Annotated in this window: 25 protein-coding genes; 19 read left to right on the top strand and 6 right to left on the bottom strand. The window is 62.4% G+C overall.

Annotated elements, in window-relative coordinates; genetic code table 11:
* The gene (locus D6858_RS02500) at nucleotides 1-195 is read left to right on the top strand and encodes a DUF2934 domain-containing protein (RefSeq protein WP_067737173.1); all 195 of its coding nucleotides are present in this window, start codon (nucleotides 1-3) and stop codon (nucleotides 193-195) included.
* A gap of 81 nt (nucleotides 196-276) precedes the next feature.
* Here the strand turns inward: D6858_RS02500 and D6858_RS02495 are convergent, their stop codons facing one another.
* From D6858_RS02495 to D6858_RS02485, 3 genes are all read right to left on the bottom strand, one after another.
* Nucleotides 277-906, bottom strand: a complete 630-nt coding sequence (locus tag D6858_RS02495; protein WP_067737198.1) for a c-type cytochrome — start codon at nucleotides 904-906, stop codon at nucleotides 277-279.
* 230 nt (nucleotides 907-1,136) lie between these two features.
* Nucleotides 1,137-1,400: a helix-turn-helix transcriptional regulator gene (locus D6858_RS02490; protein WP_084385051.1), complete on the bottom strand. Its 264-nt coding sequence runs from the start codon at nucleotides 1,398-1,400 to the stop codon at nucleotides 1,137-1,139.
* Nucleotides 1,401-1,449: 49 nt separating this feature from the next.
* Nucleotides 1,450-1,911 (bottom strand): transcriptional regulator, encoded by a 462-nt coding sequence (locus D6858_RS02485; protein WP_067737170.1) that lies wholly within the window; start codon nucleotides 1,909-1,911, stop codon nucleotides 1,450-1,452.
* A 348-nt stretch (nucleotides 1,912-2,259) separates the two neighbouring features.
* Here D6858_RS02485 and D6858_RS02480 point away from each other — a divergent pair, with 348 nt between their 5' ends.
* The 18 genes from D6858_RS02480 to D6858_RS02395 are packed head-to-tail and all read left to right on the top strand — an operon-like array spanning nucleotide 2,260 to nucleotide 20,247.
* On the top strand, nucleotides 2,260-2,604 hold the full coding sequence (locus D6858_RS02480; RefSeq protein ID WP_067105315.1) for a TrbC/VirB2 family protein: 345 nt from the start codon (nucleotides 2,260-2,262) through the stop codon (nucleotides 2,602-2,604).
* A 26-nt stretch (nucleotides 2,605-2,630) separates the two neighbouring features.
* Nucleotides 2,631-2,918 carry a type IV conjugative transfer system protein TraL gene (gene traL, locus D6858_RS02475; RefSeq protein WP_007013892.1) on the top strand — a complete coding sequence of 96 codons (288 nt, stop codon included), beginning with the start codon at nucleotides 2,631-2,633 and terminating at the stop codon, nucleotides 2,916-2,918.
* A gap of 12 nt (nucleotides 2,919-2,930) precedes the next feature.
* Nucleotides 2,931-3,503, top strand: a complete 573-nt coding sequence (locus D6858_RS02470) for a type IV conjugative transfer system protein TraE (RefSeq protein WP_067737165.1) — start codon at nucleotides 2,931-2,933, stop codon at nucleotides 3,501-3,503.
* On the top strand, nucleotides 3,503-4,261 hold the full coding sequence (locus D6858_RS02465; protein ID WP_067737163.1) for a type-F conjugative transfer system secretin TraK: 759 nt from the start codon (nucleotides 3,503-3,505) through the stop codon (nucleotides 4,259-4,261). The genes D6858_RS02470 and D6858_RS02465 overlap by 1 nt, the downstream gene beginning before the upstream one ends.
* Entirely contained in the window at nucleotides 4,254-5,588 is a 1,335-nt protein-coding gene (locus D6858_RS02460; RefSeq protein ID WP_067737159.1) for a TraB/TrbI/VirB10 family type IV secretion system protein, read from the top strand. Before D6858_RS02465 ends, D6858_RS02460 begins: the two co-directional genes overlap by 8 nt.
* Nucleotides 5,585-6,475 (top strand): DsbC family protein, encoded by an 891-nt coding sequence (locus D6858_RS02455; RefSeq protein ID WP_120106888.1) that lies wholly within the window; start codon nucleotides 5,585-5,587, stop codon nucleotides 6,473-6,475. The genes D6858_RS02460 and D6858_RS02455 overlap by 4 nt, the downstream gene beginning before the upstream one ends.
* 5 nt (nucleotides 6,476-6,480) lie before the next feature.
* Entirely contained in the window at nucleotides 6,481-7,224 is a 744-nt protein-coding gene (locus D6858_RS02450; protein ID WP_120106886.1) for a conjugal transfer protein TraV, read from the top strand.
* Nucleotides 7,224-9,770, top strand: coding sequence for a type IV secretion system protein TraC (gene traC / locus D6858_RS02445; protein ID WP_120106884.1), 2,547 nt, complete (start codon nucleotides 7,224-7,226; stop codon nucleotides 9,768-9,770). Before D6858_RS02450 ends, traC begins: the two co-directional genes overlap by 1 nt.
* A gap of 36 nt (nucleotides 9,771-9,806) precedes the next feature.
* Nucleotides 9,807-10,202, top strand: a complete 396-nt coding sequence (locus D6858_RS02440) for a hypothetical protein (protein WP_120106881.1) — start codon at nucleotides 9,807-9,809, stop codon at nucleotides 10,200-10,202.
* On the top strand, nucleotides 10,199-10,606 hold the full coding sequence (locus D6858_RS02435; protein ID WP_120106879.1) for a type-F conjugative transfer system protein TrbI: 408 nt from the start codon (nucleotides 10,199-10,201) through the stop codon (nucleotides 10,604-10,606). The genes D6858_RS02440 and D6858_RS02435 overlap by 4 nt, the downstream gene beginning before the upstream one ends.
* Nucleotides 10,593-11,117, top strand: coding sequence for a S26 family signal peptidase (locus tag D6858_RS02430; RefSeq protein ID WP_120106877.1), 525 nt, complete (start codon nucleotides 10,593-10,595; stop codon nucleotides 11,115-11,117). Before D6858_RS02435 ends, D6858_RS02430 begins: the two co-directional genes overlap by 14 nt.
* The gene (traW, locus tag D6858_RS02425; RefSeq protein ID WP_120106875.1) at nucleotides 11,114-11,758 is read left to right on the top strand and encodes a type-F conjugative transfer system protein TraW; all 645 of its coding nucleotides are present in this window, start codon (nucleotides 11,114-11,116) and stop codon (nucleotides 11,756-11,758) included. The genes D6858_RS02430 and traW overlap by 4 nt, the downstream gene beginning before the upstream one ends.
* Entirely contained in the window at nucleotides 11,755-12,783 is a 1,029-nt protein-coding gene (gene traU / locus D6858_RS02420) for a conjugal transfer pilus assembly protein TraU (protein WP_120106873.1), read from the top strand. The genes traW and traU overlap by 4 nt, the downstream gene beginning before the upstream one ends.
* A 50-nt stretch (nucleotides 12,784-12,833) precedes the next feature.
* On the top strand, nucleotides 12,834-13,544 hold the full coding sequence (gene trbC, locus D6858_RS02415; RefSeq protein WP_240623653.1) for a type-F conjugative transfer system pilin assembly protein TrbC: 711 nt from the start codon (nucleotides 12,834-12,836) through the stop codon (nucleotides 13,542-13,544).
* Nucleotides 13,541-15,262 (top strand): conjugal transfer protein TraN, encoded by a 1,722-nt coding sequence (locus D6858_RS02410; RefSeq protein ID WP_120106869.1) that lies wholly within the window; start codon nucleotides 13,541-13,543, stop codon nucleotides 15,260-15,262. The genes trbC and D6858_RS02410 overlap by 4 nt, the downstream gene beginning before the upstream one ends.
* Nucleotides 15,243-16,079 carry a conjugal transfer protein TraF gene (locus tag D6858_RS02405; protein ID WP_120106867.1) on the top strand — a complete coding sequence of 279 codons (837 nt, stop codon included), beginning with the start codon at nucleotides 15,243-15,245 and terminating at the stop codon, nucleotides 16,077-16,079. Before D6858_RS02410 ends, D6858_RS02405 begins: the two co-directional genes overlap by 20 nt.
* 1 nt (nucleotide 16,080) lies before the next feature.
* The gene (locus D6858_RS02400; protein WP_120106865.1) at nucleotides 16,081-17,505 is read left to right on the top strand and encodes a conjugal transfer protein TraH; all 1,425 of its coding nucleotides are present in this window, start codon (nucleotides 16,081-16,083) and stop codon (nucleotides 17,503-17,505) included.
* Nucleotides 17,506-17,544: 39 nt separating this feature from the next.
* The gene (locus D6858_RS02395) at nucleotides 17,545-20,247 is read left to right on the top strand and encodes a conjugal transfer protein TraG N-terminal domain-containing protein (protein WP_120106863.1); all 2,703 of its coding nucleotides are present in this window, start codon (nucleotides 17,545-17,547) and stop codon (nucleotides 20,245-20,247) included.
* 9 nt (nucleotides 20,248-20,256) lie between these two features.
* Here the strand turns inward: D6858_RS02395 and D6858_RS02390 are convergent, their stop codons facing one another.
* The 3 genes from D6858_RS02390 to D6858_RS02380 all read right to left on the bottom strand — a co-directional run bounded on the left by D6858_RS02390 (nucleotide 20,257) and on the right by D6858_RS02380 (nucleotide 24,131).
* Nucleotides 20,257-20,487 (bottom strand): hypothetical protein, encoded by a 231-nt coding sequence (locus tag D6858_RS02390; RefSeq protein WP_120106861.1) that lies wholly within the window; start codon nucleotides 20,485-20,487, stop codon nucleotides 20,257-20,259.
* Nucleotides 20,488-20,655: 168 nt separating this feature from the next.
* Entirely contained in the window at nucleotides 20,656-22,830 is a 2,175-nt protein-coding gene (locus D6858_RS02385) for a DEAD/DEAH box helicase (protein ID WP_120106858.1), read from the bottom strand.
* Nucleotides 22,827-24,131, bottom strand: coding sequence for an ATP-binding protein (locus tag D6858_RS02380; RefSeq protein WP_120106856.1), 1,305 nt, complete (start codon nucleotides 24,129-24,131; stop codon nucleotides 22,827-22,829). Before D6858_RS02380 ends, D6858_RS02385 begins: the two co-directional genes overlap by 4 nt.
* Between the last annotated feature and the right edge of the window lie 3 nt (nucleotides 24,132-24,134).

Here is a 24,134-nt window from a genome sequence, read left to right as displayed (position 1 = left end):
ATGGCGATGCAAGGCAACAATGTTGAAGTAGACACCCGCAACGCGAAGACCGCGGCGCGCGCCTATCAGCTGTGGGAGCAGGAAGGCTGCCCCCATGGCCGTGACCTCGATCATTGGTTCGCGGCCGAGGCCGAACAGTCCGTTCAGCCAAAAGCTGCGCAGGCTTCGAAGAAGTCGCGCAAAAGGGCCGGTTGAGGGATTCAAGAAAGACTCGACGGACCCATCAGGCTGATAAGGCCACGCCCATTCAGGAGCGCCTGGCTCCCGATGATCGGTTCAGTGAGGGTGTCCCATGTCGTCATCGTGATGATCGGACGCGGCGGGATCCTGACCACCATCCTGCTCTTTCATCATCTCATCATGGCCCTCCGGTGCCGCCTTCACCAAGGTCTGATACTGATCGGCCGAGAGGCCAGGCAGCTTCTGAAGGAACGCGACCATGTTCCAAATGAGCGTGTCATTGTGCGTCTTACCCCAGGCAGCCATGCCAGTGGACTTGATGCCGTGCTTTATGACCCAGAACTTCTCGGCCGGTGTCAGGTCGTTGCCGCGAGCAAGCTCGGGCGCGGCCGGATAGAGGCCTTGCGCTATTTCGGTCCTCTCCATACCCGGAGCCAGATGACAGGCGGCACACATCTCGGCGTAGAGCCCGGCGCCTGCAGCAATCCGGGCTGGATCCGCAAGATCGGGTGGTGGTGGAACATTCCTCGCATGGGCGGCGACAGACCGGTCTCGTGCCGTTTCAAGCAACCAATAGACTGGCCTGGTGTGGGGATCATCAGCCGCCACATTATAAATCCCTGAAAATATGAAGGTCACTCCTGCTACCAAGGCCAGGACGAGAATGCCAATAGCGATCCAGGCGCCTTTCCGGCTTTGCCGTTGAGCGTGCGGTTTCGAACTCATCTGCGTCTCCCCATCCATGTATTGTTTGTTCGGCAACACCAAAACTCTGGTGTCACCGCGCGCCACCAAACAGGTTGCCCACATTGTTCATACGAACAAAATCGCCTGTCCCCTCAAAATGGGAGGGCAATTGTCTCAACCAGGGGTGGATGAGGCCGACAGACTTGAAATCGTGGGATCAGAGCAAACGTCATGAACTGCATGTGGAACCGGATTTCCAACGGCAGAGATCAAGGATCAGCGCAGGAGGGATTCCGAGCGACCGCCTGAATCCATTCGTTAATCTCCGCTTCGACCCAGACAGCACACTTGGGCCCAATCGAGCGGGATTTCGGGAACCTGCCTTCGCTCATCCGCTGATAAATCGCCGAACGCTTCAAGCCCACCCGGTCCATGACTTCTGGCAAGCGCAGCAAACGTGCCGGTGGAGTGGTATGGGACTGCTTATCGCCTTCGATCGAGACGTCTTCACTAGGCTGGAGATGGGCATTCATGATCGATCCTGTCGGTTCAATTTCTCGGTCCCCTCCGAGGTGAATTGGATCAGCGCGGAAGCGACATCGAAATGTCGCGGTTGGCAAAATCATCGATATGCTTGGCAAGCATGCGCGCGACGAGCTGCGAAGTGCCGTTCGCCCACCGGGGTCGCAAATCTTCCACGCGTCGCCCAAGCGTGCGTTCGAGCTGGCCTGGCAAGGCCGTAAAGAAGTCCTCAAGGAACTCCCCCATCTCGCTGCGCATCCATTCGCAGGCGAGATCCTCCTGACCAGCCAACGCGAGGATCATGCTGGCGCGGGGAAAGGCGCCGCAGACATCGAGAACGCGCGCGGCTTCATCAAGGCCGATCGGCCGATCGCCGCGCATGACACGAAGCAGGGTCTCGCGGTGGATCCCGACTTCCCGAGCGATCTGGTGCTTGGGCTTGTCAGACGACTCGATTGCATGGGCAAGAATGTGCGCGAGGCTGGTGTTGGCTTCGCATCGGAATGGCGCGGGCTGGTGCATCGACAAAAACTCCAACGATGAGGAACTGAGTCGTAGCCATATCGCGCGTGATCCATGTAGGAAAATGAAAAGAACATTTACGGAACATATCGTTTCTAGGCGAATCATCCCCTAGGCCCGAGTCGCCGACCATCACCGCCACGCTTGTCGGGATTCGTCGACGCTAATTGCGAAATAAGCCGCTGTTTCTGCGCATTATCGCCGACGCCGAGCAATTGATGCGTCCATATCCGTCCGCCACTTCAGCTCCAGCGGCAATCCGACTTTCCTACATCGATTTCCTAGATCCATGTGGAACACACAGCGAACGAAAGAACGCTGGGTTCACCCCTCCAGATGGAGCTCCATATGCAGTCTCTTACCCTTTCCCGGCGTTCCAGCGCCATTGATCAGAACCCCTCGAAGCTCGGGCGGGCCATGACCTTTGCGGTAGCGCTTGCTGTCGCAGCATTGGCCGCCAGCGCCGCTTACGCCGGCGCCGACACGACCTTCACCCCTGCCCTCACGAAATTCACTGATTTCCTCGAAGGCTCGGGCGGCAAGATCATCACCGTCCTCAGCCTTGCGGGCGGTCTCATCGGTCTCGCCTCCGGCCGGTTCTCGCTCGGACAGGTCGCTGTTCCGGTCGGTGTCGGCATCGGCGTCGGCACGGGTGTTCCGATCGTCACCTCGGTCGTCACCGCGGTCATCTGACGCATCGGACGGGAAGGCGCGTCGCCATGGCAGACCCATATATCATCCCGCGTCGGCTCGACGATCCGGAGCTCATCGGCTTCTGGACCATCGACGAGTTCGCCGGGATGCTCATCCCCTTCACCTGGGGAATCCTCAGCCAGCATATCTTTATCGGCATCATCGTTGCCTTCGGCGCCTGGTTCGCGCTGCGAAAGGCAAAAGCAGGACGCGCCAGCTCCTGGGTAGCCCATGCCGCCTATTGGTATCTGCCGGCCGGATTACTGGGCCTGAAATCGACGCCGCCTTCCCACTGCCGCCTGCTTGCCGGTTGAGGGGAGATATCCATGTTTGCCGACATTTCACACGAGCGTCAGCAGTCGCTGCTGCGCCAGCGCAACCTCTTTGCGCTCACCAGCGCCGGACTTGGCATTGCGCTCGTCGTAGCGGTCAGCCTTGCTACCACCCGCGACCGCGAAGTCGTGCTCCTGCCAACGCTCCCCAAGCAGCTCACTGTCAGCAGCGCGGGGGTCGAGGCCGACTATCTCGAACTCGTGACCCGCGATGCCGCGCTCGTTCTCCTCAATCGCAGCCCCGAGGGTCTCGACTACTGGATGGACGAGATCCTGAAGCTCGCCGATCCGGCAAGCTACGGACGGCTAAAGGCCGATCTCGTGCGGATTGTCGAAGAGCAGCGGGGTTCGGACGTCACCCAGGCCTTCGTCATCCGCTCGATGACCGTCGACCCCAAGGGGCTGACGTCCGACGTGACGGGGACGCTCAAGACGTTTGTCGGTGCCCAGGTCATCGCGAGCGACGAGCGCCGTTTCCGCTTCAACTGGACCTACCGGGGCCTGCGTCTCGCGCTGTCAGGCTTCAGCCAGTTGCCCACCAAAGACCCAACGAAGGAGGCCCAGTGATGGCTTACCGACGCAAGACGCGCGCGTGGAGTCTGGCTCTTTGCGCCAGTACCATGCTCGCATTCTCAGGGAGCGGCGCCGAGGCCGCCGACCAGTTCAAACAGGCTGCAGACGGAGCGAGCATCGAATGCGCCGTGTCGGCCCGCGAGCTGACGCGCTTCGCGCTGGTCGATGACCAGTTTGCCAGCGTCTCGAAGATCTCGACCGGCACGCCCTACAACGACTTTGCGGTCACCAACGAACCGCTGCGCGGCGACATATACGTGTCGGTGCCCGAGACCTATGCGGCGCGGTCGATCAGCTTCTTCGCCACGACCAAGAAGGGCTTCGTCTACAAGGTTTCCTGCCAGGTCGAGCCTGTCCCGGCAGTGCAAGTCTTCATCACCAACCCGGCGATCGCGACAAACAAGGCATCTGGCTGGGAGAGCGAAACGCCGCTGGAGACGAGCGCAGTGCGGCTCATCCAGGCCATGGCCAATGACCGGACGGTCGATGGCTTTGAAGTCAGGCAATCCTCCGCCCTTCCGGCACGGGTCGGCGATCTCGAAATCCAGCTCATCGCCGATTACCGCGGCAGCGCGCTTGCCGGAAAGGTCATCCGCCTGGCGAACCGTGGCCGCAAGCCGCTGACGCTTGCCGAAGCGGATCTCGCTTCCTCCCAGACACTCGCAATCTCGATCGCCCAGCCCACTCTCAAATCGGGAGAAAGCACGGTCGCCTTCATCGTCGGTTCGAACGGAGGGTTGGGCCATGACTGATGCTCCCTCGATCTCAACCCCGGTACAGGCCGATCCGGCATCACCGTCGCCAGTGACCAGCCTCAACGCGAAGACCGCACGGCGGCAGAAGCTTCTACTTGGCTCCCTGGGCGCACTCGCGCTTGTCGGAGGCAGCTGGTTCATCCTGGGCGGCGACGACAGCGCGAAGAGCGATGATCCCACCGCCGCCCAGACCATCGACACGGCAGGGCTCATCAATCGCGACCTTTCGCAGCGCGAGTTCGTCGCGACCTACGGCAATCGTCTCGATGCCGTGACCCGCGAGCAGAAGGCGATGAAGGACGCGAGCCTCCCGCGCGAGGAAATCGAATCCCAGCTTGCCGCGCTTAGGTCAGAAAACCAGGCCATGCGGGTCGACGGACAGGCCGCGATCGATGCGATCTCGGCTGAGAACGCGGATCTCAAGTCCCGCCTTGCCAGCCAGGCCGCCCCGGCAGCCGCAAGCCTGCCGCCACCGGCCTATGGCCCGCAGGCGGGTGGCTACGATGCGCGTGGTCGGCCGGTTCAGCCAGCCCCTGCGGGTGCTGTGCTTGGCGCGAGCGAAGCGGGCCTGCCTGGGCCTGGTGAAGTCAAACTCATGAGCTTCACCTCCGACAAGGCAGGAGCCAGTGGACTGCGGGCGGCTCGCCCGGAAGCGCCGCCGGTCGTGGTCGAGGACTCGCCGGACTATCTGCCGCCCAATTCCTATGCTCCGGCCAAGGTCATAGTCGGCGTCGATGCCTCGGCGGGCGTCGCGAGCCAGACCGATCCACTTCCCGTGGTGCTGCGCATTACCGGTCCGGCGCGATCGGTCATGCAGAACGGCAAGGTTCTGACCACCCGCCTTCAGGGCTGCATCGTCAACGGCGCAGCGCGCGGCGATCTCTCGTCCGAGAAGGTCTATGTGAAGCTGGCGCGGATGACCTGCGACCAGCCCGGCGGGCGCGTCGCTGTAAGCGAGGTCAAGGGCTTCATCAGCTTTGCCGGAAAATCGGGCGTGCGTGGCCGTGTCGTCAGCCGCGAGGGCAGCCTTGTCAGCCAGGCTCTGCTTGCCGGGATTGTCGGCGGGTTCGGGCGCGGCTTTTCGGCGAACGCCAACAGCGTCTTCTCGGGCGTCACGACCAATGCCGATGGCACCCGCTCGAAGCTCTCTGCCGGCGACATCCTCGGCGGTGGGCTCGGCCAGGGCGCTGCGGATGCCGCCGATACGGTCAGCAAATATCTGATCGAGCGCGCCGAACAATACCAACCCGTCGTCGAGATGCCGACCGGCATCGATGTCGAGATCGTCTTTCTCGACGGCGTCTACGTGAGGAACTCCCAATGACCCCTGCCGCAAACGATCCAACCCCCACCAAGCCGCGGCGCTGGCTGCGACCGGTGGCGACCGCTGCTGCCATCGCCGCCCTGTCAGCCGCAACGGGTTGGGGCGTGGCAAGCCTCGCTTCCCCGACCCAGGCTCCCGACACGGCAAAGGTGCGCGCCGCGCTCAAGCTGCGCCTCCCGAAGACGCCGATCGACGCCATCACCTGCGATGGCCTTGGCGGCCTGTGCGAAGTCGCCTCGAAATCGACGCTGTTCTACGTCGATCGCGCGGCCAAATATCTGGTGATCGGGCGCATCTACGACATGGAGGCGCGGCAAGACCTGACGGCAGCCCGTCTCCTCGCACTCAACCCAGACTTGCTGGCTGCTGGTGCTGCACGGCGGAGCAATACCAACGAAGAAAGCCAGCCCGCCCCGCGCGCCACCCCGCAGAAGGTATCGCTCGCCGGCCTGCCCGCCAACGGCGCGATCACCTGGGGACCAGCCAACGGCCCCAAGGTCGTCGTCTTCTCCGATTTCCACTGCGGCTACTGCAAGAAGCTCGAAGGCGAGCTGAAGGCGATCGGCGCGCGCGTCGAGGAGCGGCCCATTTCGATCTTCGGGGCCGACAGCCGCCGCGATGCCGAACGGGTGCTGTGCTCGCCGCGCCCCGAGGTGTCCCTGCACATGGCCTATTCGGGTCTCGCCCTCGCCAATCCCAAACCGTGTGACACGAGCGGGCTCGATGCCAACGAGGCCTTTGCCAAGGCCCATGACTTCAACGGAACGCCGGTGATCGTACGCCCGTCCGACGGCGCGATCCTTGAAGGGTATCGCCCGGCTTCCGTGCTCCGTGAATTCCTCAATCCCGCAAAAGCGGCCGCCCCCGCTCCGGCCAAGAAAGGATAATCGTCATGGGATTTTCCCGCCGTATTCTCGCCTCTGCCTGCCTTGCCGTACTGACAAGCGGCTGCGCCACTTTCGGAACCAATATCGAAGGCGATTTCACCTGCCGTGCCCCGAAGGGCGACTGCGCACCCAGCCAGGTGATCGATGCGCGCGCGACCAGGGATTTGTCCACGAGCGGACCGGTCCATGACGGTCTGCGTCCCCCTGTTTCCGTCGCATCCGGCGATAAGGCCCGCACCTCCGAGCGTACGCTCAGGATCGTCTTTCCGGCCCATATCGATGAGACCGGAACGCTACACGACGATGCGGTCGCCTGGGCGGTGGTCGAAAATCCGCGCTGGGCCGCAGAACTGCGCCGCAAGGCAGGCGAGGATACCGCCCCGCCGCTGATGCGGCAGCTCAGGCGCCAGCTGAAGGCCGCACAGGCCAAGAGCGATCTCCTGAACGAAACCGTCACCCTTCCCGAGGCCGAACGGCCCGAAGCCGAGACGTTCGATCTCGGACAGCCCTTTCAGCCTTCGTCCTCGCTCGAGGACATCCCCTCTGCCTCGCCGCTGGTCCTCCCCTCCACGGCGCGCGAGGCGGTTGCCGGTGCGGGCGCACCGGCGGTCGAGGGGTTCGACATGGCGCAGCCCCCGCATGATCGAACCCCTCGGCCATCTGCCGACAAGGCCCCGCTGATCTTCCCGACCATCGAGGCAATCGAGGCCGCCAAGAACGCCGCCAAGGCACAAAAGGAGCCCAAGTGATGGCCGAGAAACTCAAGACGATCGTTGACAGGCTCCTCACCGGTCTTCTGGGCGATGCCGAGCACGCTGAACATGACCGGCCAGCTCTGATGCTCGATCTGCTGTCGGACTGGCTCCCCTACCGGGTCTATGATCCGACGAACCGGCTCTATTTCAACGCGCGCTCCAAAGGCTTCGTGCTCTCGGTCACTCCTCTGATCGGGGCGGACGAACGCACTGGCGAGATCCTCGGGTCATTCTTCTCCGAAGGGCTTCCGGCAGGCGCCTGTCTCCAGGTCCTGCATCTCGCATCCCCGCGCATCAGCCGGATCGTCGCACCCTGGTTTGCGCCGCGCTATGTCCAGGGCGGAGTTTACGAGGCGATTGCCCGTCACCGCGCACGGCGGCTCTACGGCCTTGTCTGGGAATCGGGTTCGCAGGATGCGCCTTTCCACGCCCGGCACCATCAGGTCATCGTTTCGGTCGGTGTGCCTGCGGCCAAGGCGGTCAGCAATGAGGATCTCAAGCAGACCCGCGACGGCCTTATTGCGATGTTGAAGTCGCTCAACCTGGGCGTCGCCGAAGTCGAGCCACAGCGACTGATCGCCATCATCGACGACCTGACTTCGCCGACCACCGCGCCGCAAGACGATGCCGTGCCCTATAATCCGAACGACGCGATCGCGGCCCAGGCGATCCGGCACGATATCGAGCTCGTCATCCACGAAGACCGGATGCGGCTCGTCACCGAGCGATTTCGTGCGACGGGCAAGATCGAGGACGGCGTTCCCGAGATCGGCACGGTCTACCCCGATGCGTTCGACGTGCGGCATTTTTCCTCGCGCAACATGCCCCAGCGCTGGGCGCCGTGGGAATGCGCGCGGCTCATCGGCGACATGTTTACCGACAAGCTGCGCTTCCCCTGCCCGGCGGCGACGATGCTGTGCCTCGTCTATCCCGACCAGGAAGCCGCTTCGGCCAAGGCCGGCTTCAAGTTCATGCGTACGACGAGCCTTGCTGGAACGCGCAGCGCGCGTTTTCTGCCCCGCATCGGCGAGCAGGCAGCCGAGTGGCAGCATGTGCAATCCGAGCTGCAGGAAGGCCGACGTTTGGTGCGGGTCTTCTATGGCCTGACGACCTACTCCCCGCTCGGCCGCGGGGACCGCGACGAACGCGCGATCAAGTCGATCTACAAGGCGGCGGGCTGGGATCTTGCCGATGAGCGATACCTGCAGATCCAGGGGCTGCTCGCGGCCATGCCGATGACGCTGGCCGATGGGCTCGGTGCGGACATGGAGCGCCTCAAGCGCTTCAAGACCGTGCTCTCGACGACAGCGGCCAATATCGCTCCCATGCAGGGCGAGTATCTCGGCAGCGTCCATCCGCACCTGCTGTTCGTGGGCCGGCGCGGCCAGCCCTTCTTCTGGTCGCCGTTCGAGAACGATGCTGGCAACCACAATGTCGCGATCTGCGGCAAGTCGGGATCGGGGAAGTCTGTGCTGCTGCAGGAAATGTGCGCGGCGCTGCGCGGCGCTGGCGCGCAGGTCGTGGTCATCGACGACGGGCGCAGCTTCGAGCATTCGGTGAAGCTGCAAGGCGGCCGGTTCGTCGAGTTCACGATGAAGGCGGGCTTCTGCCTCAATCCGTTCTCGATGATCGATGGCGAGCGCGCCGCCGAAGACGAGGATTACCGGCTCGACTGCTTCGGCATGGTCAAGGCGATCGTCGGCCAAATGGCGCGGCACAGCGCAAAGCTTAACGACACCGAGCGCGGCCTGATCGACCGGGCGGTCAACATGGTCTGGAGCGAACGGGGCGTCGATGCCTCGATCACCGGCGTCGGCGAAGCGCTGGCCGGTCTCGGCAATGAAGCCGCGAGCGATCTCGCCACCGCGCTTGCGCCATACATGGCCGGCGGCACCTATGGGGCCTTCTTTGAAGGCCAGGCGAGCCTCGATCTCGACACCGATTTCACCGTCTTCGAGATGTCGGACCTTGCCACCCGCGAGGAACTGCGCAGCGTCGTTCTCTCGGCGATCATGTTCATGACCAGCCAGGCCATGACCCGCAGCCCGCGCTCGGTGAGGAAGCTGCTGCTGATTGATGAGGCGTGGTCGATGCTCAAGGGCGGCTCGATGGGCGAGTTCGTCGAAACCTATGCCCGCACCTGCCGCAAATATGGCGGGGCGCTGGCAACCGCGACGCAGTCACTCAACGACTATTACAAGTCCGACGGCGCGACCGCTGCGCTCGAAAACAGCGACTGGATGCTGATCCTCCAGCAGAAGCCCGAGACGATCGCCGATTTCAAGGCGTCGAAGCGCCTCGACATGGACGACCGCACCGAGACCCTGATCCGCAGCCTGAAGCGTTCGGGCAGCGACTATTCGGAAGTCTTCATCAAGGGCCCGGAGACCGAAGCCATCGGCCGGCTCGTCCTCGACGACTATTCGGCGACGCTGTTCTCAAGCTCGCCGCAGACCTTTGCCGCGATCGATGCCGAAATCGCGCGCGGCCACCAGCTTGCCGACGCGATCGAACGGATCGCCTTTGCCAATCGAACCTGACTTCTCCCTCCATCCATCCAAGGACACGCAAAACCGATGCCACTCCATCTCGTCACGCCGATCGACCGGGCCCAGGACGCCCGTGGCGACAGCGACAGCCTCGAATTGCCGGCCAAGGGCTGGCGGTCTCATGCCGCCGACCTTTGCTACATCGTGCTTCGCGGCAGCACCTTCCTCGCCTCGAGTTACCTCATGGCGCTCGGGCTGCCGCTGCTCTTCTTCCTTCTGATTTCCGGCGGAGATGCCGGGGTCTTCTTCGCCCATCTCGCCAATATTTCGGACCGCTTCCTGGGCGCCGAGCAAGGCCGCCAGATCGGCTTCCTCGACGAGTTCAAGTTCGTCCTCATCGGTGTCGCAACGCTCGTCGTGGTCTGGCGCCTGCCGCGCTTCGTCAACGATCTCGAGCGTGAGCTTTCGGGAGAAAAGCTGTGAAGAACATATTGGCAACACCGTCCCTGCGCGGCCGCATGGGTGCGGTGAACTGGACCGCCGTCGCGCTCGGTTTGAGCTTGGTCGGCTCGGCGCTCTGGGGCGTCTGGGCGACCGACAAGCTGCTCGCGCTCGACAAGCGCGAAGTGGTGACCGTGCAGCTGAGCCGCATCATGGGCGACTTCATCGAAGCCGAGGCTCGCGCAGGCCGACCGCCAGAAGAAACCAAGATGCGCGTCCAGGCCTATCTCCAGGCGGTCGAAGCCTCGGTCGAACATCTGGGCCGCGAGGGCCGCACGGTCCTTGTCGCCGAAGCGGTGGTTGCCGGCAGCACGCCTGATCTCACCGAAGCCGTGCGCGCCGATGTCGCGCGCCGCGTGGGAGCTATTCCCGATGCACGCCGCTGATCTTGTCCCCCACTCGCCAACCGGGCGGCGCCTCGCGCTGTGGGCAGGGCTCGGCGCGGCAGCGCTCGCGCTCACCTCCCTCGCCGCCTTCTCGAAGGACCACGCGCTGATGATCAACGCCAGTCCGAGCCTGCCCTACTGGGCGATCTGGCTCGATCGAGGCGCGCTACCACAGCGCGGCGAGATCATCCTGTTCGATCCGCCCGCTTCACCACTGCTCGAACGGCACTTCGGCAAGAAGCCCAAGCCGTTCGGCAAGAAGGTGAGCGGCATGCCCGGCGATATCGTGACCGAGAAGAAGCGCAGCTTCTTCGTCAATGGCCGCAAGGTTGCGGTAGCCAAGCGCGCAAGCCGTTTTGGCGAGCCGCTGGCGCTCGGTCCGACAGGCGTGGTCCCTCAAGGCTGCTATTTCGTCACCACCGCGCACAAGGACGGTTTCGACAGCCGCTATGCGGCGATCGGGTGGATCTGCGCCAGGCGCATTCTCGGGGTCGGGAGGCCAATCCTGTGACACCGCTTCGCGCCGCCCCGTTCCTCGCAGCTGCTCTTCTGATGACCGCGCCGGCAAGCGCCCGCGACTACGGCCAGCAAGGCACGGTCTGGTCCGTGATCGAGCCTGACCTGCTCGAGCAAATCCATGCGCGTCTCACCCATCTCGAGAAGACCGGCGAGACGGCCAAGCTCAACGAGGAGCTGAAGCGGCGCACGATAGCGCGGGTTAACCGCCCAGATCCAGTCGCAGGCATCAATGCTGCGGCGGCAGCGCGCAGTTGGCGCTTCGATCCGACGATCAGCGTCGAGCGCGACATTGCCGACGACAAGGGCCGGGTGATCGTCGCCGCCGGAACTCGGGTTAATCCGCTCGACACCGTACCGCTGCGTGTGCCGCTGGTGTTCCTCGACGGGGACGACCCCGAGCAGCTTGCCTGGGCAACCCGGCGCTATGCCAGCACCAAGGCCAAACTCATCCTCGTGCGCGGCGCGCCGCTTGAACTGATGAAGGCCCGCCAGCGCCGTTTCTATTTCGACCAGGGCGGCAGCCTCGTGAAGCATTTCGGCATCCGCGCCGTGCCCGCAACCGTCGAGCAGCAGGGCAGCGTCCTCATCATCACCGAGCAGCCGGTTCGATCCAAGGAGCGCGCATCGTCATGAGCAGAAAAAATCGTCTTCTCACATGGATATGCTGCACGCTCCTCTTCTGCAGTCTCAGCCTTGCGGCGGCTTCGCCAGCGCAGGCATCTGCCGGTCCGGGCCGCTGCACGGGCAAGTTCGTCAATCCGATCACCGACATCTGCTGGTCGTGCCTGTTTCCTATCTCGGTTGGCGGCCTGAAGATCTGGCCGTCGAGCCGTCCCGATACGAGCAACCCGGCGCTCCCCGTTTGCCTCTGCGGTCTGCGGCCGGGCATCGCCATGGGCTTCTGGGAGCCGGTGCGGCTTGCCGACGTCAGCATGAAGCCCTGGTGCTTCGTCAATCTCGGCGGGATGAAACTCGATCCCGGTTTCGACATCGGGTTCAAGTCGATGGCGGGTCCTTCGGCGGTGGGCGGCGCGACGCAGTACAATTCGCAGTGGCATGTCCACTGGTATGCCTATCCGCTGATCTACTGGATGGAGATCGTTGCCGATTTCCTGTGCCTGGAGCAGGGCTCGGTCGACATTCTCTACATCACCGAGATCGATCCGCTCTGGCAGGACAGCGAGCTCACCGCGATCATCAATCCCGAAGCGGTTCTCTTCGCCAATCCGCTCGCGCTTGCGGCCTGTGCGGCTGACTGCGTTGCTGCGACGGCCAAGCTCCCGACCGACGAACTCTTCTGGTGTGCGGGATGCCAGGGCAGCATGTATCCCTTGAATGGCAATGTCTCGGCGACGATTGGGCACGTCCAGGCATCGCGGCTCGCCCTCGCCCGCTTCTCCTACAAGCTGCACCGCGAACTCGTCGCCTGGGGCACGATGGGCAGCAAGGGGCTTTGCGGCAAGTATCTGATGCCGGTGATGAGGAAGCAGCAATACCGCTTCCAGGCCACCAATCCCAATCCGCAGACCAAGGGCCGCTACGCCTGCGCGCCCATTGGCGCATCCACCACCTTCATGTCGGCAGGCCAGGTCTATCCCGCCATCGGCGAGGACATGGGCTATCTGGTCTGGCGCAAACGGAACTGCTGCGCGTTATGAAAATACTCCCTCATCTCCTTGTAATTGCGTCGATCACTGGCGCCACCGCCATGGCGGGAGCCGCAGCGCAGACGAGCGAGCCGGAGCTCGATCTCGAAGCGATACGCGCCCGCGCCAAGGTCGAGGCGAGCGAAGCCGATGCGCTTGCCGCCAGTGCCCGCGCGCGCGCCGAAGCGGTCCTTGGCCACGCCAATGCCAGCGCCGCCGAAGCCCAGGCGCACGGCAAGCGCTACACCGAGCAGGCGGCAAGAACCGCGCGGCCAGAAAGTGAGGACGTCTTCGACTTCGACAAGATGGTGGCCGACGCGGGCACCATGGCCAGCGAGGGCTTGGGTGAAGCACCCCGCTTCATCGCCTTCGCTTCGCTCTCGATGCCGCCGGCAGCCTTGCGCGCCATGGCGGACGACGTCGCCCGCGCAGGCGGTGTGGTCGTGCTTCGCGGGCTGCCAGGAGGCAGCGCCAAGACCCTGACTGCGGCGCTCGCGAAAGTCGCAGGGGACGGCGGCAAGCTCGACGCGGTCGGCATCGATCCGCGCCTGTTTCGCGCCTTCGGGATCGAGGCGGTCCCGACCTATGTGGTGACCAGCAGCGATTTCGATCTCTGCGATGGCTTCGATTGCCGGACCCAGGTTCCGCCCCACGACCGGATGAGCGGTAATGTCAGCGTGTCCTATGCGCTCGAAACCTTCGCCCAAGGCGGTGGCCCCGGCGCCCTTCTCGCATCCCAGCATCTTGCCCGCCTGCAACGGAGTGACCCATGAAGCGGCTTCTCCTCCCCCTTTTCTGCCTCGCCTGCGCCTGTCTGCCGGCAAGCGTCTCGGCCCAGACCACAACCGATGCCGCCAAGGCTGACGGCAAGGCGTTCGGGCGCGACCAGGCGGCCGCAGCGCAGAGCGCGGCGACAACCGACCCGGATGCAAACCGCATTCCCAATTTCGGGGGAGTGCCGAACCAGTCGGGCTATTTCGATGATCCCGACCGGATGGCGCGTGAAGCCGCGAGCCAGGCAACGGCGAACACTGGCTACCGGACCATGCGCGATTCCATGGATCGCCGTGCGCAGTTCCCGCCCCAGGACCTCGACGCGGTTGTCGCGCGCAGCAATGTCATCAACGACGATCCGCTCTCCTACACGAGCGGCATGAGCATCAGCGGGAGCCAGGGCCGCTGCGTCCCCCTGCCTCCGGGAACCGGCACTGCAGCGCGCTACATGGCGACCTGCAACGTCGGCTATACCGCGACCCAGGAGACCAGAAGCTGCCCGGTGACGCTGAATGCCACGATCGAGCAGCGGCAGGTCTATGGCTACTACTGCGTCGGCGGGAGCGGCGTCGATCCGGCGTCGATCTACAATTGCAATCGCTACCCGGCGCCGCAGTGCACGGTCACGCAGTCCTATCCGATCAATCTGTGCGATCCCTATCTCGGCATCTACTGGGGCTGCAACTCGGGCGACCTGCGCGTCGATCTCTTGAGCTGCACTGCACCTGTCGATGGCGCGACGCCCTACACCGTGACCGGCGAGAACGTCGTCACGACGAGCCGCGATGAAAGCCAGTGCGCGGGCCTTGACGCGGACAATTCATGCCAGCAGGACACCGAGACCTGCACCGACAGCGATCCCGTCACCCGGATCGTCGACGGCATCGCGGTCACCCAGCCCTGCTGGGCGTGGTCGCGCAGCTATACCTGCGCCCAATTTACGCAAGCTCAGGACTGCCAGACGCTGGAAAGCACGCCCGGCTGCTCGCTGGTGCGCGAAGACTGCCTTTCGGGTGAGCCCTGTCGAACCTGGGAGCGGGTCTACGACTGCCCTGTCCCGGACCAGCCTGCCGATACCAGCCAGTTCATCTGCGACGGCGACGTCTATTGCATCGATGGCTCGTGCGAGACGATCGAGCGCGAGGCCAATGACGAGTTCAAGGACGCGGTTGTCGCGCTCAACGCGATGGACCAGGCACGGCGCGAGTTCGATCCCGACACGCTCACCCTGTTCAAGGGTACGCGCAACACCTGCTCGTCCAAGGTCTTCGGCGTGCTCAATTGCTGCAAGGGCAAGGGTTTCCCGCTCATTCCGGGTATCCAGCTGCTTGTCGCGCTCGGCTGCAGCCGCGAGGAAATGCTGCTTCACCAGCGCGATGCGCAAGGTCTGTGCGCCTATGTCGGGACCTATTGCTCGGACAGCTTCCTGGGCGTCTGCCTCACCAAGAAGAAGGTCTATTGCTGCTTTGAATCCAAGCTTTCGCGGATCCTGCAGGAACAGGGCCGCCAGCAACTGAACAAGCCCTGGGGCAAGCCCAAGACCGAGCAGTGCCTTGGCTTCACCATCGACGAGTTCTCGCGGCTCGATCTTTCGAAGATGGATTTCAGCGAGGTCTACGCCGAATTCACCGACGCCGCGCGCCTGCCCGACGAGCTCCAGGCCGCCACCGAAATCCAGCAGAAAATCGAGGACTATTATGCCCGCGCCAGCCAATAAGGCCGCCCGGCGGCTGCTTGCCGCCTGCCTCTCGCTCACCGCCGTTGCGCCCGCGCTCAGTGCTCCGGCCCGCGGGCAGGAACCGCCGCTGGTCACGACCAGCGACAGCCAGGACAGCTTCTACTGCGAGGAGCGGCGCCTTGGGTACTGGTTCTATTGCGCCAGGCCCAGGCCGCCCGAAGTGCAGGAGGATGCCTCCGAGCCCGCTCCGAGTGCGACGAGCCAGCTCGATGCCATCACCGCAAACCTGCGCGAACTGAAAGCCAAGGCGATCCTTGAACCGACGCCGGCCAATGTGACGGCCTATATCCGCTTTCAGCGCGCCCAGCTCGACCGGGCATCGCTGTTCAGCGATGTATGGCAGCGGGCAATCTGGCAGGATCCTGACCTCGACTATACGCTCCAGCGTCCAGTCTCGACGCTCGGCAAGCGCCAGTGGCAAGACTCGCGCAATGCCGAGCGCAATGCGGTGATGGCGCAGCTGTCCGAACGCTACGGGCTGTTCTACTTCTTCGCCCAGAGCTGCGGCGCCTGCGAAGTCATGTCGCCGATCGTCCAGAGCGTTGCGTCGACCTGGCACATCACGGTGCGCGCGATTTCGACCGACGGCGGCCCCTCGCGCCATTTCCCGAACTACACGGTCGAGACCAACCAGCGCAGCCGCATGGGGCTTGAGCCTAAGGTCACGCCGGCGGTCGTGCTGTGGGATGCCGCCAAGGGCCAACCCATCCCGATCGGCTACGGCGTGATGAGCGCCGACGAGCTTCAGGACCGCATTTACCTCCTCACATCGAAGGAAGCCGGACGTGACTACTAGGATGAAACGTGCCGTCGCCGCGATCCTCGCGGCCACCCTGCCCCTGACCAGCGCATCGGCCGATGTCGGCAGTTCGATGGACTCGTTCCTCAATGATGTTGGCGGCGCCGCCAACGTCAATGGGCCGACCGCGTTTCAGGGACAGTCGGCAGGCTATTACAGCCTCGGCAATGTCTGGACGCGCTTCCCGCAGAAGACGACCAACATCGCCAATCTGCAGCTGCCGCGCGCCCGTGCGGGCTGCGGCGGTATCGACATCTTTGCCGGATCCTTCAGCTTCATCAACGCGAGCGAGATCGTCGCAATGCTGAAGGCTGTCGCCAACAATGCAGTTGGCTTCGCTTTCAGCCTGGCGATCGACACGGTCTGCCCGGAATGTTCGAAGATCATGCAGGAGTTCAGTCAGAAGGCTCAGCTCATGAACAACCTCAACATCAACTCCTGCGAAATGGCGCAGGGGCTGGTGGGCGGCATCTGGCCCAAGGGCGATCTGGCCGACAAGGCGATCTGCGAGGCGATCGGCAATTCGGAAGGCATCTTCACCGACTATGCAGCCGCCAAGCACGGGTGCGGCACCAAGGGCCAGCGGTCGAGCACGACGGCGCAGGGCTCGGGCAAATATGACGACGTCAATCCCGCCGTGGCGAGAAACTACACCTGGACGATCCTCAAGAAGTCCGCGTTCTTTTCACCGAATGGCACCTTCGACGAGGAACTCGCCGAATATGCAATGACACTGCTGGGGACGATCATCTACGTCCCGCCCAAGGACGACGAGCCTGGCAAGTTCGTGCCGATCGTCGGGGAAGCGTCCTCGACGCTGGTCACCTCACTACTCGATGGGACGAGCAACGGGAACGTCCTGATCTTCGATTGCGACGAGCCGGACAAGTGCCTCGATCCAGGCTTCAAGTCGCTCAGCCTTCCCGCGTCCAAGGCGCTGCGGCCGCGGGTTGCAGCCCTGATTGCCGGTATGGTCCAGGCGATCCATGAGGATACCGCGATCACCGATGCACAGAAAGAGCTGCTCCAGGTCGCTTCGATCCCGCTCTACAAGATCCTCACGGTCCAGGCGGCCTATGGCCGCGGCATGCCAACCGACGATCGCGAGACACTGGCGGAGATCGCGAGCGTCGATCTTCTCTTCGCCGTCCTCGACCGGATCGTCAGCGAAGCGGGCCGCTCAATGTCGAGCTTCATCGGCGCGGACGAGGCCAAGATCGCGATGTGGCAGGGCCAGGTAAATGTCGTCCGGCAGGCACTCGCCGACAGGCAGGCGAACACGCATCTGAAGGTCAATGCCATCATGCAGATCATCGAGAAAACCGCGTTCATCGAGAACGTGCTCGCCGCATCGATGTCGCCGGGCATGGCCGCCTCGCTCGACTGGTCGCGCGGTGTGCAGTCGCGCGCCCTTACCCACTGATCCCTTTCAGCGCGCCGAAAGCGGCGGGAGCCCAGCATCATGGTCGAGATTTTCACAGTTGGCGGCGGCGACTACCTGGTCAATGTTTTCCAGGCGGTCGCCGCCTGGACGGGAAATGGGGGCTACAAGAGCCTCCTTCAGGTCGTCATGGTCATGGGGCTTGGCCTGTCCGCCATCACGCTGGCGTTCAATCAGGACTGGCGGGCCTGGATCAACTGGTTCCTTGGCGCGACGCTGATCTATTCGTGCCTGATGGTGCCGCGGCTCGACGTCCATGTGACCGACCGGCTTAACCCCAGTCTCGCTCCCGCCAATGTCAGCAATGTGCCGCTGGGGCTTGCGCTGATGGCGAGCTTCACGAGCCAGGTAGGCGACTACCTGACCGGCTCGGCCGAGGTGGTGTTCGGGCTGCCGGGCGATCTCAACTACTCGAAGAACGGCATGATCTACGGCGCGCGGCTCTACGATGCTACGCGGTCCTTGCGCATTTCCGACCCGGAATTTGCGGCCAATCTCGACGAGCACTTCCGGCAATGCGTCTTCTACGACGTGCTGCTTGGCCGCTATTCGATGAAGGAGCTCGCCGAGACCAGCGACATCTGGACGACCATTGCGCCCGGCAGTCAGGCGCGGGCCCAGCGCTTCCTGACCCGCGACACTGGGACCGGTCAGGTGACTTCGAATATCATCACCTGCCGCGAAGCCTATGATGCGCTGAACGCGCAGTGGGCCGGACTGATCGACGGCATGGGGACGGTCTTCGGACGCCAGCTCTATCCCAACCAGACCGCCGCCCTCGCCAAGGCCAAGCTTTTTGCTGACCTGCCGGTGGCTTACCAGTACCTCACCGGGGTCTCGGCCAATGCGACCGAGATCTTCAAGCAGACGCTGACGATCAACGCGATGAGCCAAGCCATGCATTCAATGGCGGCAACGAGCGGCGCAGGCAACGTCGACGTCTACGCCCAGACGCGTGCGGATATTCAGACCGAGCGGACCTATGGCTCGATTGCCAGCAACGCGATGAAGTGGGTGCCGCTCCTCAATGTCGTGCTGACCGTGCTTTTCTACGCCCTGTTTCCTGTCCTCTTCCCCTTGTTCCTGCTGCCCAAGACCGGGCCGCTGGCACTCAAAGGCTATGTGACGGGCTTCTTCTACCTGGCGGCATGGGGACCGCTGTTCGTAATCCTGCACATGATGCTGATGTACAAGGGGGCCACGGACATGAGCGCGGTTGCTGGAAGCAATGGCCTGAGCCTCGCGAGCTTCACCGGCATGGCCGATGTGAACGGCGATATCGGGCTGCTCGCAGGCTATCTCATCGCCTCGGTGCCGTTTCTGGCCGGCGGCGTTGCCAAGGGCGCCATGGCAATTTCACATCATGCGACCAGCTACCTCAATCCAAGCCAGAATGCGGCCGAGGAAGCGGCGCGCGAGGCAAGCACGGGCAACGTCTCGCTGGGCAATACGAGCTTCGAGAATTCGAGCGTTCTGACGCGCCAGTTCGCACAAGGGACGATCGCGCCAAGCTTTACCTATGGCGCGGCGCAGACCCGGACATTCAGCGATACGGGCTCGATGACGACGAGTTTCCCCGAAGCCAGCTATGACCAGCTTCCGAACTCAAGCTATCCCTTCACGCCCAGCCTCGGACAGGAGTTCACCTCGCGCCTGTCGACGATGGCATCGCAAGCCCGCTCGAACAGCGAGAGCTATGCGAACATTGCGACGGAATCGACCACCAGCGCCGTCACGAGGTTCCGCGAGCTGCGAAGCCAATTCAGCCGCGGATCGGCTTTCGAGAGCGCGACCGGCACATCCAACTCCGATAGCATCCAGACCGCCTTCAACGAGGTCGACCAGGCATCCACCAACCTACAGCGCCAGTTCGGCCTCTCACGAAGGGCTGCTGACGACATTTCGACCGCTTGGTTCCTTGGGGGCGAAGCCGGCGCCAGCGCTGGTGTCACGAACGGCGTGGCGTCTGCCAATGTCGGATTGAAAGGAGGCGGTACCCGCACTTGGACCGATAGCGACATCGGCATCGCATCTGAGGATCGCTCTCGAATCTTCGGCAGCCTCGCGCAAATGTCGGACAGTCGGAACTGGTCGACCACACGCGATGGATTTGTTCGTAGCGTCAGCACGTCGTCGAGTTCCTCGATTTCGTCGACCGCGAGCGGCATGAATACTTCGCTAACCGAGGCACAGAGTTTCAGCCGCGAAGCGCGGCGGGCTGAGGAACTGGCAAATCGCCTTGAAAGCCAGGCATCGTTCTTCCAAGGCAACAGTGCCGCAGGCAGCCTAAACGTGTCTCAGGCCTACCGCGAGTGGGGATTGGTCGAGATCGAGCGCAATCGCGACTTCTACGGCAATGTCCGGTTTGATGACCTGACCTTCCAGCTCAGCCCGGAAGGTCAGGCGCTGCAGGGCAAATTCATCGAAAGCTACGCGGAACAACTGCGCGACGGGATCAAGGACAGGCTCTTACTGACGCCAGGGCAACCAATCTCTCCCCCGGCAGTCTCAGGACCGGGATCTGTCCGCGGTCGTGCCCAAATCGGCGGAGGGCGCGCAGGAAACGTGCCGCAGGTGGACCCAGGCACTGTTCACGACGAAGTGTTGCGCGCGCAGGATGCCGGTCGCCAACGGATCCGCGGATCCAGAGGGCGCCTCGATGCGATTACCAAGGGCGCACAGGGTGCGAGCGCGGAGTCGGCCGATGAGGTGAAGGAATGGTGACAGATGGGCTCACCAGAGCCCGGCTGATGCTCCAGCCAAGTACGCAAAACCTGCGGCAATCACAAGCAGGACCGTGATAGTGAGCTTCCGGCCCCAAGGATCGGCCCAGGACTTCTTGATCCGATACTCCATCAGCCGATTATCGCGGATCGCCTGATCGAGTTCCGAGAAGCCCTCCCAACTTTGGGAGCGCTGTTGCTCGGTTGCGTCGATATCGAATTTGGCCATGATCGCATTCATCTCACTTCTCCTCAGAACATATCGGAAACAAGCGATCAATGACAGAAAAAATCGTCGCACCGTCTTGCGATGACCATTTTCGCAGCCTCCACTCCCTTCAACGTCATTGGCTACGATGTCCGGGATCCCGCTTAGACAAAAGGGAAAAGGTATAAGGCAATGCTGTAGCTATCCGTTCCCTTTGATCGAACGACAAAGGTCGGTTAAGCTATTCGCGTCCAAGCGTGCTGACAGCGCATCTTTTTGCAGCAAATCCTCGGTCAAGTAAGGATGGAATTTCTCAAACAACAGGTTCGGCGAATGCGCAAATAGGTCCACCTCTTTGCCATCTGCCAGGGTCGAAAGTGCGTCGATCAACTGCGGGCTTTCATCCTTCCCGAACACTTCGAGAAACCCGTCGTGTGTCTGCACGGTGAAGCCGTTCGCGCGAAGGGCGAGTGCCAAGGTTGTTGTCCGAACGGAACCCGTTTTCGTCGCTATGACAGCAGCGTTGTCGCTGAGCTGCGCAATCCTTCCGGGGTCAAATTGCATCTGGCTGTAGCTGCTGCGTGCCTCGTCTAGTAGCTCCAGCGCAGTCGCATCAAGATAGATCGGGCGCTTTTTTCCCTCCAGAACATTGAACATTCGCTCGATCACCCGGTCGTGGATGTTGCCAGGATCACCCCCAAAGATGGGCGGCACTCCGGCTTTCGCCGGTACAACCATGATGACACGATCCCGGTCGAGAACTTCCTGCACCAGCCAGCGCCTGCCCGAAAAAATGAGAAGCATCCCGGGCGCGATCATGTTGTCGATGGGAAGTGTTCCGAGCTCCTTGCTGCTCGTAATCAGCCGGTATTCCTCCGGCGTCTGGAATACGGCATAGAAGCTGTAATGCCCGACCAATTTTTCGCCCATTGCGCCGAGCAGCAGTAGTCCATCACTAGCTTGCTCGATGAGCGCCGTCTCTGGATGCCCGAGCGCCCGCAACACCTCCAGAAAGAGTTGAATATCGACCTGACGAAACGGTCCGTTCTGGCAGAGTATTCCGTATAGATGTTGCGCTCGAATTCCCCCACGCTCGGCAATCACTGACAGAATTTGGTGGACAAGGGTCGAGAGGTGTAGTGCCTCGCGTTGCGGCGGTTCGCACCAGCCTTCCAGTAGCAATTCGATCATCGCAATGGCGCGCACCATGCCAAGGCGAAGACGGTCCGAAAAATTACTAGTAGACGTGAGCTTCGCCTCAACGGCGTATTGCCGAAGAATGGCTGGCTTTCCCGGTCGCCGTCCTGATCGGCCAAGCCTTTGCCTGAGCGAAGCTACGCTGAACGGTGCGCCGATCTGGCCGACAGAGGTCACATCGCCAATGTCGATTCCCAATTCCAACGTGGACGTACAGACAGCGGTCGTTGGCGCAGTACCATCTTTCAGACGGCGTTCGACGAAGTCTCGATGCTCGCGCGATAGGCTGGCGTGGTGAGGGTAAAACTCCTGCGGCAGGTGTTCCTTTTCGCAAAGTGCGCGCAATCGATCTGAGTAGATTTCAACTGCCTGACGCGCTCCGCCGAAAACAAGATTGTCGCTGCCTCTCAGGTGTTCGAATAGATGCTGAGCAATGGCATCCGTCGCGGAAGGGCCATCGTCGTCCTTGTCGCCAGCAACGTAGCCGCGCAGCTGGAGCTGCAATTCGGCTGATCCGCCCTCGGCAATGACCTGCTCGACTTCGCCAGGGCTGTCAGGACGAAGATAGGCCTTTGCCAGCTCCATATCTCCGAGTGTGGCCGACAAACCGACCCGGCGAATAGGTCTCTTGAGAGCAATTTCGAGACGCGTGAGAAGCGAACGCATCTGGATACCGCGCTCACTGTCGAGGACCGAATGCAATTCATCGAGAATGACTGCGCGCGTCGCGCCAAATAGCCTCGGAATCTCCAATCCGCGTCGAATGAATAGCGCTTCAAGTGACTCCGGGGTGATTAGCAGCACGCCCTTCGGTCGTTTGGTTGCCTTAGCCTTCACCGATGACGAAACGTCGCCATGCCACGGTGTAATAGGCAAGTCTGTATCGCGACAGATGTCTTCAAGTCGCCGCGCTTGGTCGGTGATGAGCGCCTTCAGCGGTGCGACATACAGAACATCAAATCCGGAGTTCTCACTGGGTTCATCGAGCACCTGGGACAGTAGCGGGAGAAATGCGGCTTCAGTCTTGCCTCCGGCGGTGCTGGCAGCGACAATCAGGTCGCGATTGCCGTCCATAAGCACGTGCGTTGCGCGCGCCTGAATATCGCGCAGTTCCTTCCAGCCTTGCTGACGAATCCATTTCTGGATCGGTCGAGCTAGCTTGTCGAACGCCGTGCTCACAGTCGGAAGCTGGCTAGCTCGTCACTCTCGGGAACAGCGCCAACGCTCTCATCCACGTCGCTCATGTCGTCACCAGAATCCTCCGCCACGTCGAGTTCTTCGATGAGGTCCGACCATTCGACGCCGGGGTTTTGTTCGAGCACCGCCAAAAGATTCACGAAAGCCGTGACCGTGTTCCGGGGGGTTCTGAAATAGGCTTCCCCGATCCTGTCCGAGCAGTGTGCCATGAACGCTTCCAAGGCGTGGTCTGGCAGGATTGCTTCATCGCCCTGCATGACGGCGCGAATGTTGGCCAAAAGCACGAAAAGGTCCTCGGGCGTAAGGCTGGCCAGTCGAATGACCGGTCCGGAGAGATCGACCAGTCCGTCACGCGCAAAGGTGTTCTCTGCGAGGCGAGATTGGAGGGCCTCATAGCTGTAGAGGCCGCGCCGCGTGTTCATGAGGAATTCCGGCGTTCCTCCCATGAGGAACCCAAGGTTCTCCGCGCTCCCTTGCAGAACGTCGTTCAGGATGCGCAGGATTTGCTCATAGTTGGCATTGCGGGCTTGCGATGAAGTCAGCTTGTAAAGGTTGACCATCTCGTCCAGGCCAACGAGCAGGCCCTTGTAGCCCGCTTCACAGACAAATGCCGACATCAGTTTGAGGTGGTCGTAGACGCTGGCGTCATTGACGATGGTGCGAACACCGAGAGCCTTGCGAGCATCGGTCTTGGTCGCAAATTCGCCGCGCAGCCATCGAATTGCTGCCGATTTCAGTTCTTCATCGCCGGTTTCATGTCCCTCCCAATACCGGCGGATCACCTGCGCGAAGTCGAAGCCTCCTGTCAGCTCCTCGAAATGGGCAAGGCGCTGGCGAATGATGTCATCTGTCGATTGTTCTTGCGCCTCGGCATCGTGCTGGGCCTGGCTGACAAAGCGTTCGACAACATTCGACAATGCACCACCATCTGGCTTGGTCCGGGTGGCAAGATTTCGCGCCATCTCCGCGTAGAGGCCCCGTGCTTGCCCGCCAGTCGCATGGATGCGTCGATCCGGAGCAAGGTCGGCAAACATGACGACCAATCCCTTTTCGAGCGCCACAAGCCGGATCAGGTTCATGAAGAAGGTCTTGCCGGAGCCATACTCGCCGATGATGAAACGAATGGCTGAACCGCCATCGGCGATCCGGTCCATGTCCTTGACGAGTTCTTCGATCTCACGCGCTCGTCCGACTTGGATGTGCCGAAGCCCCAATTTGGGAACAACACCCGCGCGTAGCGCCTGAACAATAGCGTCGCGTTCGCGCGGCTTCAGTCTCGACATGAA

Origin of the sequence: Tsuneonella suprasediminis, assembly GCF_003605755.1 — a bacterium.
GTDB classification, from domain to species: domain Bacteria; phylum Pseudomonadota; class Alphaproteobacteria; order Sphingomonadales; family Sphingomonadaceae; genus Tsuneonella; species Tsuneonella suprasediminis.
The sequence above is the reverse complement of the archived record's forward strand: the minus strand, read 5'-3'. Positions and strand labels throughout refer to the sequence as shown.